13 protein-coding genes are annotated in these 13309 nt (G+C 37.2%); 12 read left to right on the forward strand and 1 reads right to left on the reverse strand.

Annotated elements, in window-relative coordinates; all coding sequences use genetic code 11:
• Positions 1-6: 6 nt before the first annotated feature.
• The 12 genes from ATS72_RS00220 to ATS72_RS00275 all read left to right on the forward strand — a co-directional run bounded on the left by ATS72_RS00220 (position 7) and on the right by ATS72_RS00275 (position 12486).
• Entirely contained in the window at positions 7-1146 is a 1140-nt protein-coding gene (locus tag ATS72_RS00220; protein ID WP_058428536.1) for a LegC family aminotransferase, read from the forward strand.
• Positions 1147-1198: 52 nt separating this feature from the next.
• On the forward strand, positions 1199-2542 hold the full coding sequence (locus ATS72_RS00225; protein WP_058428537.1) for an NAD(P)-binding protein: 1344 nt from the start codon (positions 1199-1201) through the stop codon (positions 2540-2542).
• Positions 2543-2574: 32 nt separating this feature from the next.
• Positions 2575-3753, forward strand: a complete 1179-nt coding sequence (gene neuC, locus ATS72_RS00230; RefSeq protein ID WP_058428538.1) for a UDP-N-acetylglucosamine 2-epimerase — start codon at positions 2575-2577, stop codon at positions 3751-3753.
• A 2-nt stretch (positions 3754-3755) separates the two neighbouring features.
• Complete coding sequence (neuB, locus tag ATS72_RS00235; protein ID WP_074210139.1) at positions 3756-4772, forward strand: N-acetylneuraminate synthase; 1017 nt, start codon at positions 3756-3758, stop codon at positions 4770-4772.
• Positions 4762-5769, forward strand: a complete 1008-nt coding sequence (locus ATS72_RS00240; protein ID WP_058428539.1) for a GNAT family N-acetyltransferase — start codon at positions 4762-4764, stop codon at positions 5767-5769. Before neuB ends, ATS72_RS00240 begins: the two co-directional genes overlap by 11 nt.
• A gap of 38 nt (positions 5770-5807) precedes the next feature.
• Positions 5808-6476, forward strand: coding sequence for a class I SAM-dependent methyltransferase (locus ATS72_RS00245; protein ID WP_058428540.1), 669 nt, complete (start codon positions 5808-5810; stop codon positions 6474-6476).
• A gap of 9 nt (positions 6477-6485) precedes the next feature.
• Positions 6486-7532, forward strand: coding sequence for a nucleotidyltransferase family protein (locus tag ATS72_RS00250; protein WP_058428541.1), 1047 nt, complete (start codon positions 6486-6488; stop codon positions 7530-7532).
• On the forward strand, positions 7533-8561 hold the full coding sequence (locus ATS72_RS00255; RefSeq protein WP_058428542.1) for a Gfo/Idh/MocA family protein: 1029 nt from the start codon (positions 7533-7535) through the stop codon (positions 8559-8561).
• Entirely contained in the window at positions 8554-9264 is a 711-nt protein-coding gene (locus ATS72_RS00260; RefSeq protein WP_058428543.1) for an acylneuraminate cytidylyltransferase family protein, read from the forward strand. The genes ATS72_RS00255 and ATS72_RS00260 overlap by 8 nt, the downstream gene beginning before the upstream one ends.
• The gene (locus ATS72_RS00265; protein ID WP_058428544.1) at positions 9261-10070 is read left to right on the forward strand and encodes an SDR family oxidoreductase; all 810 of its coding nucleotides are present in this window, start codon (positions 9261-9263) and stop codon (positions 10068-10070) included. The genes ATS72_RS00260 and ATS72_RS00265 overlap by 4 nt, the downstream gene beginning before the upstream one ends.
• Before the next feature lie 44 nt (positions 10071-10114).
• Positions 10115-10888, forward strand: coding sequence for a flagellin N-terminal helical domain-containing protein (locus tag ATS72_RS00270; RefSeq protein ID WP_058428545.1), 774 nt, complete (start codon positions 10115-10117; stop codon positions 10886-10888).
• A gap of 161 nt (positions 10889-11049) precedes the next feature.
• The gene (locus ATS72_RS00275) at positions 11050-12486 is read left to right on the forward strand and encodes a sigma-54 dependent transcriptional regulator (protein WP_058428546.1); all 1437 of its coding nucleotides are present in this window, start codon (positions 11050-11052) and stop codon (positions 12484-12486) included.
• 187 nt (positions 12487-12673) lie between these two features.
• Here the strand turns inward: ATS72_RS00275 and ATS72_RS00285 are convergent, their stop codons facing one another.
• Positions 12674-13270, reverse strand: coding sequence for a DNA-3-methyladenine glycosylase I (locus ATS72_RS00285; protein ID WP_058428547.1), 597 nt, complete (start codon positions 13268-13270; stop codon positions 12674-12676).
• Positions 13271-13309 lie beyond the last annotated feature (39 nt).

Here is a 13309-nt window from a genome sequence, read left to right on the forward strand (position 1 = left end):
CTTAGTATGAGCGCAAATCGACTGATAAGCTTTCTCAGAGAGTACTATAAAACTAATGACTTTATACCTTTACATGAACCTATATTTCAAGGTAATGAGCGCAAGTATGTTTTAGATACTTTAGATTCAACCTTTGTCTCAAGTGTTGGTCGTTATGTTGATGAATTTGAAAAACAAATAACAGACTATACAAAAGCCAAGCATGCAATAGCCACTGTTAATGGTACTGCTGCTTTGCACACGGCGCTTTATTTAAGCGGTGTTAAAACTGGCGACTTAGTCATAACCCAAGCCCTTACTTTTGTTGCAACATGCAATGCTATTGCTTATTTAGGCGCAGATCCTGTGTTTGTAGATGTTAATCGAGAAACACTCGGTTTGTGTCCACAGGCATTATTAAATTACCTCGAAGAGCATTGTGAAATTCGAGAGCAAGTTTGTTATCACAAAAATGGTGCACGTGTAAGAGCTGCTGTGGTCATGCATACATTTGGTCATCCCGCGAAAATTTTTGAATTAAAAAAAGTGTGTGAATGCTTTTATATTGAATTAATTGAAGATGCTGCAGAAAGCTTAGGCTCTATGTATAAAGGGCAACATACAGGCACTTTTGCGGCAATGTCAGCACTGAGCTTTAATGGTAATAAGATTATTACCTCAGGAGGAGGTGGAATGATTTTGTGTAACAGTGATAGTTTGGCTATACGTGCTAAACATGTTACTACAACTTCGAAGCAGCCACATAGCTATGAGTTTTTTCATGATGAAATTGGCTTTAATTACCGTATGCCTAATTTAAATGCGGCTTTAGGTTGTGCTCAATTAGAGCAATTAGAGCAATATATTGAGCTAAAAAGAATGTTAGCTTCTCTTTATCAGTCAGAGCTAATGATGAGCGAGTTAGAGTTTGTAGTTGAGCCTGAAGGGGCTCGCTCTAATTATTGGCTTAATGCTGTTATATGCCCATCAAAGCAATATCGCAGTGAATTACTTGCAGCTACCAACGTGGCAGGTGTCATGACTCGCCCTGTCTGGCAATTGATGCATAAGCTACCCATGTATAATCGATGCTTAAGAGGTCCTCTTCCTGTAAGCGAGAAGCTTGCTGAGTTAATAATTAATTTACCCAGCACTCCAAAACCCTGATGTACAGAGTAAAACCCATTATTAGAGTGTGGTAAAGATAGAAGGTTGCAAAATGAGTGATACTTATCAAGATGTGATTATTGGAGCCGGTGTTGCAGGTATTGTTGCAGCTTTATTACAAGCAAAAAAAGGTCGAAAAGTACTGCTTGTTGAACAGTCTGACTGTGCCGGCGGGTTACTAAAGTCATTTAAAAGCGATAAGTATGTATTTGATTATGGAACTCATTTGTTAAGTGAAACAGGCTTGAAAGAACTAGATGATATTATTATCAAAGACACTGTCGAGAATGGTTGGAATCAATTTGATTTTTTAAAATCAGGCCATTTTGTTAACGGCACTTTATGTGAAAAAACGCCAGTTATTGATTCTAAAACGCTTAAACCTGAAGATCTAATGTTAGGGGCTTACGAATTTATTAATGCAGCAAATGATAGGAAAAGTAAGTATAAAAACTTAGCAGAACAGTTAACTTCTTATTTTGGTTCAACATTTAGCCAAAAGTTAATGATTCCTGCTGTAGAAAAGTTGTTCCATACTTCTGCAGACCTTTTATGTCAAAACACTCATCACCTATTTGGTTTATCGAGAATTCAGTCATTCAATAATAATAGTACTGCGTTACTTAAAAAAGTTCCAAACTTTGATGATGTGCTTGCTTTTCAGTCACATAAGGATGGTCAAACTGGTATAAAGTATTATTATCCATGTGAAGGGAGGATTAACTTGTGGGTAGAGTCCTTACTTAAAAAGTTTGCAGCACTGGGCGGTGAGATAAGATATGGACAAACTGTAAGTAATATCAGGTGCTTCAAAGAGCGTATTAGCAGCTTGGATGTCAATGAGGTTCAAGTAAAATTAGATAAATTAATATGGACTGCTCCCGTATTTTTTTTAACTAGGCAGCTAGCCCTGAACACTGGGGATAACAGTACACCGTTAAACTTTTTAAATACCTTTTTGGTACATCTTGTTGTTGATCAAGCTCCTAAAACAGAACTCTTTTATTACACAAATTATCAGCCGGAGTTTAAGCATTTTCGAGCTACTCTGTATAGTAATTTGCAACAAGGGATATTTAGTAAGGGTAAGCATCATGTCACTGTTGAAGTATTTGCAAAGAGTGGAGAATTAAATTGTCCACTGAGTGTAGCTGAAACTATGCAAGAGCTATTTAAGTGTAATATTTTAGAGCAGTCTACGAACGTTATTCATTCAGATATTCAATTGATCAAAAATAGTTTTCCAGTTCTCACAAATCAATTTATGTTACAACAAAAAGAGCAGGTTTCTTTTATTAAACATAATGTGAAAAACGTAGAATTATTTGGTAAAGCTAGAGGTGATATATTTTTTATGAATGATGTTTTAAAAGACATTTTTCTTAAATTAAATTAATTTAAGAAAAAATAATTAGGTAGTGTTAATAAATGGCGTCAGTAAAAAAAACAAAAATTGGGCTTGTAACCACTTCTCGATCAGAATTTGGGTTGCTCTCTATGCTCATTAAAACATTGGCAAACCACACAATGTTTAATTTTGAATTATATGTAACAGGTAACCATTTATGCGTTGAACAAGGCTTAACGATAAACGAAATAATTGAAAATAATATAGCGATCACTGCAACTGTAGAAATAATGCATCGTGGCGATTCGGGTTTTGCAAAAGCGAAGACTTCTGCAAATGCAATGAGTAAATTTTGCGATCTATTTATAGATAAGCGGCCTGATCTACTTATTATCATGGGAGATCGTTATGAACTACTTGGAATAGCAAGTGCTGCCGCTTTAATGTCAGTACCAATAGCGCACTTTTCTGGTGGGGAAATTACACAGGGTGTTATCGACGATACAATACGCCATGCAATAACAAAAATGTCGCAGTTACATTTTGTTTCAAACATTGAGCATTATGATCGAGTACTGCAGCTAGGGGAAATGCAGGAAACAATTTTTACTGTTGGTGAACCGGGGTTAGATAATATTTTTAATCAACCTTTTATGTCTATAGCGGAATTTCAGAGCAGTATTAGTTTTACTTTAGATAAACCATTTTGTATTTTAACATTTCACCCCGTGCCACTAGATCAGGGCTTGAAGCCAGAAAAGCAAATAAAACAAGTGCTTATAGCCCTTCAGTCTTTAGTGAAAAGTCATAGTATTATTATAACGGCCCCTAATAGTGATGAAGGAGCCGATGAAATACTTCCTTTATTAACGAAGTTTGCAGAACAATATAAAGATTCAGTTGTATTTTTTAAATCATTAGGTTTCAAACGTTATTTAAGTGCTCTGAAATTGTGTGATTTTGTTATTGGTAATTCCTCAAGTGGCTTAATTGAAGCCCCCTCATTTAATAAACCTGCTGTAAATATAGGGAGCCGACAACAAGGGCGGCTCAGGGGAGCTAATGTCATTGATACCACCATTGAAAGCAGTAATATCGAAAAAGCAATTGGTAAGGCTCAGTCATCAGTGTTTAGACATTATATAAAAGGCTTTGAAAATCCATACGGTAGCGGTAATACTGTAAAGCAAGTTGTTGAGGTGCTAGAAAATTTGACTTGGCCCATTGAATGTAGAAAAAAGTTTGTTGACATAGGATGAATATGAATATTGAGAGAGTGTTTGTAATTGCTGAGATAGGAGTTAATCATAATGGCAGTATAAATTTAGCCAAAAAAATGATTGATATTGCCGTTAATGCTGGGGCAGATGCAGTTAAATTTCAGTCATTTGTAACTGAGGAAGAGCTTGTCAAAAGAACACCTAAAGCTGATTATCAGAAAAAAATGACTGACTCGCAAGAGTCACAGTTTGATATGATTAAAAAGCTAGAGCTAAACAAAGATCAACATTTTGATTTAATGGCCTATTGCCAAAATAAATCAATAGAATTTATGTCATCCCCATTTGATTTAAAAAGTGTTGCCTTACTTGCTGAGTTAGGTGTAAACCGCATCAAGATCCCGTCGGGAGAGATCACCAACGTCCCATATCTAGAAGAAATAGCAAGGCTAAATAAGCCTGTAGTCATGTCATCTGGAATGGCTTATTTAGAGGAGGTATCGTTTGCAATAGAAACGTTACTAAATAGTGGATTGTCTCGCGACAATATTAGTATTTTACATTGTACATCTGATTACCCGGCCCCTATGGAGGATGTTAATTTAAATGTGTTAACTACATTAAAGGAGTCGTTTAATCTGCCCGTTGGGTATTCGGATCATACATTAGGAAGTGAGGTTTCAATAGCGGCTGTTGCGTTAGGGGCGTCTATAATAGAGAAACATATAACGTTAGATAAAACTTTACCGGGACCAGATCATGCTGCATCAATGGAATATGTCGACTTTAAGGCAATGGTAAAACAAATACGTAATATTGAGCGTGCATTGGGAAGTTTTGAAAAAAAGCCTTCCGAGCAAGAAATAAAAACTCGAGAAGTGGTGCGAAAGCGAATTGTTGCTAAAAAGGCAGTTAGGCAAGGCGAAGTGTTGTCAGTTAATAATTTGACAACTAAAAGAGCACCAGATGGGCATGACGCGAAACGGTGGAATGATTTATTGGGTAAATTATCGCTTATGGATTATGCGTTAGACGATGCCGTTGATTATGAAAGTTGACTTGGACGAAATTAATTCGCTGCTCGATGAACTTCCTAAGAGCAAACAACACCCCATGCTGCGTCCTGAGTATGTGATTGCAATGAGTAATGAAAATGCGAATGCACAGGCTGAGTTTTTTTTGTATAAAGAAAATAATGCATTTTATTATCACCCTTTTATTCTAACACGGACAATCGTATCGAGTGTAATAATAAATGATATTGAGTCTGCGTATGGTTTTGGGGGGCCAATTTCTTCTTCTGCTGATGTGAAGTTTCTTCATCGAGCTAATGATGCTTATAATGCTTATATAGAAAAACGGGATATATGTGCAGAGTTCATTCGATTCAGCCCGGTATTAAAAAATTCGGCTTATTTTGTGGGGGATGTTGAGTTTAACCGTAATGTAGTTGTTGTAGATCTTCAAGATGAAGATTATATGTCAAATATTCAGCCTCGAACTCGTTCCGCTATCCGTAAAAGCAAGCGTCAAGGTATTGATATAAAGAATAATAAATCAGACGTCTGCATAGAGAGTTTTATTGCACTTTACGATACGACAATGAAAAGGCTAAGTGCTGACGATTTCTACCTATTTAAGCCAGATACAATTCGTAAGTTAATAAATTTACAGAGTTGTACATTAATTACTGCTCATTATGAGGGAGTTATAATAGCTGCTGCTACCTTTTTTCATGAAGGTAATGTCATGGAGTATCACCTTTCTGCATCAAGTGAAGTGGGTTTTAAGTTAAATGCAACCAAGGCAATTATAGCGAATGCCATGGGCTCCGCTTACGAGAAAGGTTGTAAATATTTACATTTAGGGGGTGGCTTAACAGGTAGTGAAACCGACTCTTTATTTTTATTTAAGTCACTATTTTCAAAAACAAAATCTGAATATCTTATAGGAAAGAAAATTTATAAAAAAAAGTTTTATGAGAATCAAAAACGTGAACTCATTACTTCTGGCATAGTTAATGCTGCTGATAATAGACTTATTTTTTATAGATAAAACCAATTTTAGACTGAAGTAATTGATTAGGAGAGCTTATGAGTTGGGATAATACGTGGGAAATGGTTTTTCAAAACCAAGCTTGGGGTAAGTATCCTGGTGAAGATATTATTCGTTTTGTAGCGAGAAACTTTTATCGCGCGCCTGACAGAAGCAAGGTGAAATTATTAGAAATAGGGTGTGGGCCGGGTGCTAACGTGTGGTATGTGGCTAGGGAGGGCTTCAATATAACGGCTATTGATGGCTCTCCAACTGCAATAAATACAGCAAAGGCAAGATTAAACGAAGAGGTCCCAAACTGGCAAGGGCAGTTAGATATTGGGGATATGATCAACCTTCCTTATCAAGATGAGAGCTTTGATGCAATACTTGACATAGAGGCCACCTCTACAAATTCATTTGAAAATACTCTGAAAATTTTTACAGAGGCGGCTAGGGTATTGAAACCAAGTGGCCTTTTGTATATTAAAACTTTTTCAACCGGCACATGGGGTGATCAATCAGGTGAAGAATTAGGAAAAAATACCTATATACCAGATGAAGGCCCTATGTCAGGTAAAGGTTTGACTCGTTTTACGGCTGAAGGTGATATCGAGCTTTTAATGCCATCAAACTTAGTCGTGCAAAGTATAGACTTACTTCAGTGGGGACGAGGTAAAGAGACCATAAAAGAGTGGATGATAATTGCTAGAAAAACATCTAATTAGGAGCGGGTTATGAGCAGTTTATGGAGGACAACACAAGTAAAAGCTTCAGCCTCAATGCAAGAAGCGATAGAGGTACTGAATAATTCTGTGATAAAATTAGTAACTGTTATTGATGAAAGTGAACATTTGCTTGGTGTTATAACTGATGGGGATATACGTAGAGCAATCCTCAATTTTAAAGCGCTAGATACTCAAGTAACAGATATTATGTGTTATGAGCCAATTACAGCCAGTGAAACTGATGGAAAACGCTTTGTCATGGCACTTTTAGAAAAAAATAAATTGCAACATATCCCTGTTTTAAATAAAAATAAACAGTTAAAAAATATAATAACTAAAGATAGCTTACTCCAGAAAAGTAAACTCAATAATACGGTATTTTTAATGGCGGGTGGATTTGGTACACGCCTACATCCATTAACTCACTCTTGCCCTAAACCTTTATTAAAAATAGGTAAAAAGCCAATTTTAGAAACAATTTTAGAGAGTTTTTATCAGCATGGTTTTAATAACTTCTTTATTTCTGTTCATTACAAAGCTCAAATGATTAAAGACTATTTTTCTTCTGGGTCTAGATTGGGTTTAGATATAGCGTATGTTGAAGAGGTAACCCCTCTAGGTACTGCAGGGGCATTGAGCTTATTACCTGAACAAGATGCGCCAGTTATTATGATGAATGGTGATTTGCTGACCAAAGTTGATTTTACTGAGCTGCTTAGTTATCACCATGACGAGCAAGCGGCAATCACTATGTGCGTTCGAGAACATGAATATCAAGTTCCATATGGTGTAATTAAATCAAATAAGAACCAAGTCGTGAGCATAGTAGAGAAACCCACGGAAAAGTACTTTGTGAATGCTGGAATCTACGTTATCTCACCGCACGTAATAAAAAGAATAATCTTGGATGAACCACTAGATATGCCTGATCTTATTAATAAGTGTCTTGAAGAAAATGACAAAATTTCAATGTTTCCTATTCATGAGTATTGGCTAGATATTGGGAGAATGTCTGATTTTGAAAGAGCTCAGTCAGATATAGTTAATTTTTTCTAAATGGTTAAATATAGTGTTCTCGTATCTGGTTATGGTGCAATTTCTAAGCGTCATATTAATAACCTTATTAAATTAGATTTAATTAAGTCTCTTACTATAGTAAAAAAAAACGAGCTTAATGAAGAGTTTGATTACGATTTTCCCGTAACAGTTTATACATGCTTTGATAAAGCGATTTCAAATCAGAAGTTTGATTTAGCGGTAATTGCATCGCCCACTAATTTTCATTATGAACAAGTCAAGGCACTTTCTTCGCTAGGAACACCATGTTTCATTGAAAAGCCAATAGCGAATACGGTCGATGAAGCTGATAAACTTGTAAAGTATATAAAGAAGACAAAATCTAAATGCGTTCTGGGTTATGATTTAGTAAAGACTATGGGGTATTTTGAAGTTGAAAAAATAATCCGAAAATCTTTACTTGGTTCTATTTGGCGTATTGAAGTCTCTGTAGGGCAGTATTTACCTGATTGGCGACCAAATAAGCATTATCGCGATACTGTTTCTGCAAATAAAAACCTAGGCGGTGGGGTGCTTAGAGAGCTCAGTCATGAGTTTGATTATTTTTTAGCCTTGTTTGAGATGGATAATGTTTATTTTTCTTCCCAGCTTTATAGTCATGAGCACTTAGAGATGAACTGTGAAAATGAAGCTAATATATCAGGAAGCATAACTTTGAAAAATCAATCCCAAAAAGCAAGCTTTTCAATCCATTTAAACATGCTTAGTTTACATGCACATCGCACATTAAAAATACAAGCTGACCAAGGCGAGCTTACCTGGAATTTGATCGAGCAAACTGTAGCGCTTAAATTTCGCGATAGAGATTTACTAATTATTGATGTAAGTGAACATAGTAATTTGCCTTATCAAAGATTAATGCATGACTTCGTTCAGTCTTTAAATAGAGAAAACACTACTGAAAATTTATCTCGCGGTGCGCAGGTTCTATCGTGGATAGCGCTTATTGAGCAATCAGCAAACAATTGCGAGTATATTTCATTCAAGTTAGGTAAAAATAATGACTAAAATAATTGCGTTCACTTTTGCAAGGGCTGGTTCAAAAGGTGTACCTGGTAAAAATATAAAGTTACTAAATGGTAAGCCTCTTTTAGCATACGCAATTGAAGCTGCTCATGGATGTGAGCTGATTGAAGAGCATTTTGTTTCAACAGATGGTAAAAAAATTGCTCAGGTTGCCAATCAATTAGGTGTTAAGGTAATAGTGCGTCCACACAAATTGGCTTCAGACGCGGCCAGTGAATGGAATGCTTGGCAACACGCAGTAAAACAGCTGATCGATGAAAATATGATGTCAGAAAATGATATTTTTGTTAGCGTCCCTTGTACATCTCCACTAAGAACATCAGATGATATAACTAAAGTAATAGAAAAGTTTATAAGAAACGATTGCGATCTAGCTTTAGGTATTACTGAAGCAGATCATAGCCCCTATTTTAATATGGTTAAATGTGATTCAAATGATACGGTATCAATATTATGTGATGGTGAGTCATACGTACGAAGGCAAGATGCACCAGAAGCATGGAATATAACAACAATGGCTTACGTATCTACAGCAAGGTTTATTTTAGGTAGTAATGGTGTGATGGACGGTAGAGTATTAGGAGTAAAAATGGACAAAGCAAGGTCTTTAGATATAGATACAGAGCTGGATTTTTTATTCGCTGAATTTTTACTATTGAAACTTCCAGGTAATTTAAAAAAATGAGAACTCTTGCACAATTACAAAATTTAAGTGGGTGTTGGGCATTAATAACGGGTGGCTGTGGCCATGTTGGTCAAGCCGCGGCAGAAACCTTACTGGAGCTCGGTGCACATGTCATTTTATTAGACCGAGATGATAAAACCTTAAAGGAACGCCACCAAAATACGTATAAAAATAACCCCAAAATATACACAGTGGTTTGTGACCTTGCTGATGAAAAAGCTATTGAAAAGGCAATAGATAAGGTTGCTAATATTAGCCAAGGGAAATTAAATATTCTTATAAATAATGCAGCATTTGTTGGTACAGATGAGCTGACAGGTTGGTGTGTCCCGTTTGAAAGACAGTCAATAGAAACATTTAATGACTGCTTGAGTGTTAATCTTTCGGCCCCTTTTTTATTAAGTCAACTAGCGTATAAGTTGATGAACAAAAAAAATGATGGCGTGCGAAGTATTATAAATATTTCTTCTATTTATGGGGTTGTTGGTCCGCAAATGGACTTATATGCGGGCACTGAAATGGGAAACCCTGCTGCATACGCTGTAAGCAAAGCGGGGCTTATGCAGTTAACAAGGTGGATGTCTTCTAATGTTGCTCCTTATGTTAGAGTCAATAACATTGTTTTAGGTGGTATTGAGCGTGGCCAACCGGAGAGTTTTTTAAAAAAATACAATGCTAAAGTCCCATTAGAAAGAATGGCAACTGAGGAAGACGTTAAAGGTGCGATTGCTTTTTTGAGCACTGAGCTTTCAAGTTATATGACGGGGCAAAGTTTATTCCTTGATGGAGGCTGGACTATCGTATAAGTAGGCTATACTTAACTCTTAATAGTCACTAGTAGGAGTTATATATGAAAATTAATGGCTCAAATTTACCTCTAATCCAACCTAATAACAAACTTGCAGAGCAACTTGCAACAGGTAAAAAAGTAAATACCGCAGCAGATGATGCAGCGGCTTTGCAAATTATTGATAGGCTTACTTCACAGCAAAATGGTTTTAGCCAAGCTGTAAGTAATGTGTATGACGGGATTTCATATACTCAAGTAAGCGAAGCTAACTTGAGTGGTGTGAATGATGCCGTTTCGCGTATTCAAGAGTTATCAATTCAAGCGGGTAACGGTGCATTGACTGACAGTGATCGTGCTGCGTTGCAAGAAGAAGTCGTGCAATTGCAAAGCCAAATATCTGAAACGTTCGAAAATGCGAGTTTTGCAGGAAAGCCTTTATTTGATGGTCAAGCTGTCTCGTTTCAAGTTGGTGCTGATGCGAATACAAACCAAACGGTAAACTCTACAGATGGTAGTTTTGCCTCTGCGTTATCAACCATTGATATTTCAACCCAAGCCGGTGCTCAAGCGGCTATTGACATCAGTAAGCAAGCAAATGATGAAATAAATGCACAACGAGCTGAGTTAGGTGCATTTCAAAATACGTTGGCAAGCACAATTAAAGGGTTAGGGACGCAGCAAGAAAATATTGCAGCCAGTCAAAGCCGCATTCAAGATACCGATTACGCCCTAGCAATTTCTCAACAAGTGTCTAATGACATTTTAGCGCAATCATCAGTTGCTCTTCGTGGCCAGGCTAACCAATCTGCAGAGTCTATTTTAGGCTTACTTTAAATATTAATACTTAATAGTTAATTCTTAAGTATGATTGAATTAACGAGTGCGTCTGTTTTTTGGCGTTTATGTCAAAAAACTGCCGCTATCACTTGCATCCGTGCTTAACTGGCTTACAATTTAGTTAATTAAATTAAAGAGTGAAGCACGGCTCGCTAACTATGATCCTGATTTTAGATAATAATAACAATCGCTCTATTGGGTTAAATGCATCACTTGGTTTTATCGGTGAGGCTACTCATCGTTTAGATGAAGACAACTTTGAACAAGAGTGTGCAAAATATCAGCAGCATGAATGCATGGTCATTTTAGGGGCTTTACAGTCTCTCGATCACGAAAACTTAATTAAGCGCTACCCAACACTTCCATTTTTATTAATAGGTGAAACGTTAAGACCATTACTTAGCATTGCTAATGTAGTTGGACTTATTTGTGAGCCATTTAATCATGAAGTGACCACACAGTTGCTTCATGATTGCCAGCAGTATCATCGTATGTTGCCGGGGGAGCACAAAAATACTCAGTCACATAAATCTTTTGATGGCCTTGTAGGTGAAACACAAGCCGTAAAAGAGGTCCGTTTTTTAATTGAACAAGTAGCAAAAACAGATGCAAACGTTTTAATTTTAGGTGAGTCAGGTACTGGTAAAGAAGTGGTTGCACGTAACGTTCACTTACTTTCTAAACGAAGTACAGGACCATTTGTGCCTGTAAACTGTGGGGCCATACCTGCAGAACTATTAGAAAGTGAACTTTTTGGCCACGAAAAAGGGGCGTTTACAGGGGCTATTTCTGCGCGTAAAGGCCGTTTTGAGTTGGCGCAAGGCGGTACGCTGTTTTTAGATGAAATTGGTGATATGCCGCTACAAATGCAGGTTAAACTTTTACGCGTATTACAAGAGCGAAGCTATGAGCGTGTAGGTGGCACTAAGGCGATTCAAGCCGATGTACGTGTTATTGCTGCAACACACCGCAACCTCGAAGTCATGATTGAAGCAGGCAGCTTTCGTGAAGATTTATATTACCGGTTAAATGTATTCCCTATAGAGAACCCGTCGTTAAGTGAGCGTGCTGATGACATTCCGTTACTACTTAAGGAGTTAATGCGTCGCGTAAACGAGCAAACGGGCACGACAGCTAAATTTACTGAGCGAGCGATCGAAAGCTTAAAAGAGCATGCATGGCCGGGTAATATCCGTGAGCTTGCGAATTTGGTTGAGCGCATGGTTATAATGTTCCCTGAAAAGGTAGTGGATATCCCTGATCTACCCAATAAATATCGTTACATTGAGGTAGATGCTTATGAGCCTGAATATCCTGAAGAACTTATGGAAAAAGATGCCTTTAACGATATATTCAGCACAGGGTTTAGTGATTATGACAATGAGCCAGAGCCTGAATTTAACCAAGCTGGCTCAGGCGTATTACCCGAAGAGGGCATTGAGCTTAAAGAGTATTTAGCAGAGCTTGAAATAAGCTTAATTACCCAAGCTTTAGAGCGTTTTGATTACGTTGTTGCGCGCGCCGCAGAAATATTAGGTGTAAGGCGCACAACACTGGTCGAAAAAATGAAAAAGTATAACCTCTCACGAGATTAGCAGTACGAAAATGGTGAAATACTCTTCGTTATTTTTAATCATTTATGATCAATCACTTTACGGGCTTCGCCCGTCACGCAAGCAAGCTTGGCGTCTACAAGATAAACACAAACTTAAACCATGGCGGTAGACGCCGAGCTTGCTCGCGTGAAAAGCAAAGCTTTTAATTACCTACCTGTTTGGCTGCTTACTCACCACAAAAAGCCTGTATAATTTCTTCTTTTCTAAAGCAGTCATTACTATGATCGTTAACCATACCGCAGGCCTGCATATGAGCGTATACTGTGGTAGGGCCTAAAAATTTAAAGCCGCGCTTTTTTAAATCCTTTGCGAAGGCTGTTGATTCTTTGGTGATTGCAGGCGTCTCTTCGGTAAAATTTAAATTGTTTACGATCGGTTTGTTATCAACAAACTGCCATTGATACGCGCTAAAACTACCAAATTCTTTTTGAATGTCTATAAATTGCTTGGCATTATTTATTGTGGCGTTAATTTTTAAACGGTTTCGTACGATATTTTCATCAAGCATTAAACGCTCAACATCGTCTTGGGTAAACAACGCGACTTTATCTACATTAAAATTAGCAAATGCATTTTTATACCCTTGTCGTTTTTTTAAAATAGTATACCAACTTAAGCCTGCCTGAGCCGACTCTAGCGTTATAAATTCAAACAGTGTTTGGTCATCGTAAACAGGGACGCCCCATTCCAAATCGTGATATAAAACGTAATCGGGTTTGGTGGCGTCTAACCAAGCACATCGGCATTTTATTTGCTCACTCATACATATTCCTTTTTATGCGCGTCATTTTTATGTCGCGCT

The sequence above is a fragment of the Pseudoalteromonas sp. 13-15 genome (assembly GCF_001468205.2).
GTDB lineage: Bacteria > Pseudomonadota > Gammaproteobacteria > Enterobacterales > Alteromonadaceae > Pseudoalteromonas > Pseudoalteromonas marina.

Excerpts from the sequence above, each read along its gene's own strand:
- ATS72_RS00220 (WP_058428536.1), top strand. The coding sequence starts at position 7 with ATGAGCGCAAATCGACTGATAAGCTTTCTCAGAGAGTACTATAAAACT.
- ATS72_RS00225 (WP_058428537.1), top strand. The coding sequence starts at position 1,199 with ATGAGTGATACTTATCAAGATGTGATTATTGGAGCCGGTGTTGCAGGT.
- neuC (WP_058428538.1), top strand. The coding sequence starts at position 2,575 with ATGGCGTCAGTAAAAAAAACAAAAATTGGGCTTGTAACCACTTCTCGA.
- neuB (WP_074210139.1), top strand. The coding sequence starts at position 3,756 with ATGAATATTGAGAGAGTGTTTGTAATTGCTGAGATAGGAGTTAATCAT.
- ATS72_RS00240 (WP_058428539.1), top strand. The coding sequence starts at position 4,762 with ATGAAAGTTGACTTGGACGAAATTAATTCGCTGCTCGATGAACTTCCT.
- ATS72_RS00245 (WP_058428540.1), top strand. The coding sequence starts at position 5,808 with ATGAGTTGGGATAATACGTGGGAAATGGTTTTTCAAAACCAAGCTTGG.
- ATS72_RS00250 (WP_058428541.1), top strand. The coding sequence starts at position 6,486 with ATGAGCAGTTTATGGAGGACAACACAAGTAAAAGCTTCAGCCTCAATG.
- ATS72_RS00255 (WP_058428542.1), top strand. The coding sequence starts at position 7,533 with ATGGTTAAATATAGTGTTCTCGTATCTGGTTATGGTGCAATTTCTAAG.
- ATS72_RS00260 (WP_058428543.1), top strand. The coding sequence starts at position 8,554 with ATGACTAAAATAATTGCGTTCACTTTTGCAAGGGCTGGTTCAAAAGGT.
- ATS72_RS00265 (WP_058428544.1), top strand. The coding sequence starts at position 9,261 with ATGAGAACTCTTGCACAATTACAAAATTTAAGTGGGTGTTGGGCATTA.
- ATS72_RS00270 (WP_058428545.1), top strand. The coding sequence starts at position 10,115 with ATGAAAATTAATGGCTCAAATTTACCTCTAATCCAACCTAATAACAAA.
- ATS72_RS00275 (WP_058428546.1), top strand. The coding sequence starts at position 11,050 with ATGATCCTGATTTTAGATAATAATAACAATCGCTCTATTGGGTTAAAT.
- ATS72_RS00285 (WP_058428547.1), bottom strand. The coding sequence starts at position 13,270 with ATGAGTGAGCAAATAAAATGCCGATGTGCTTGGTTAGACGCCACCAAA.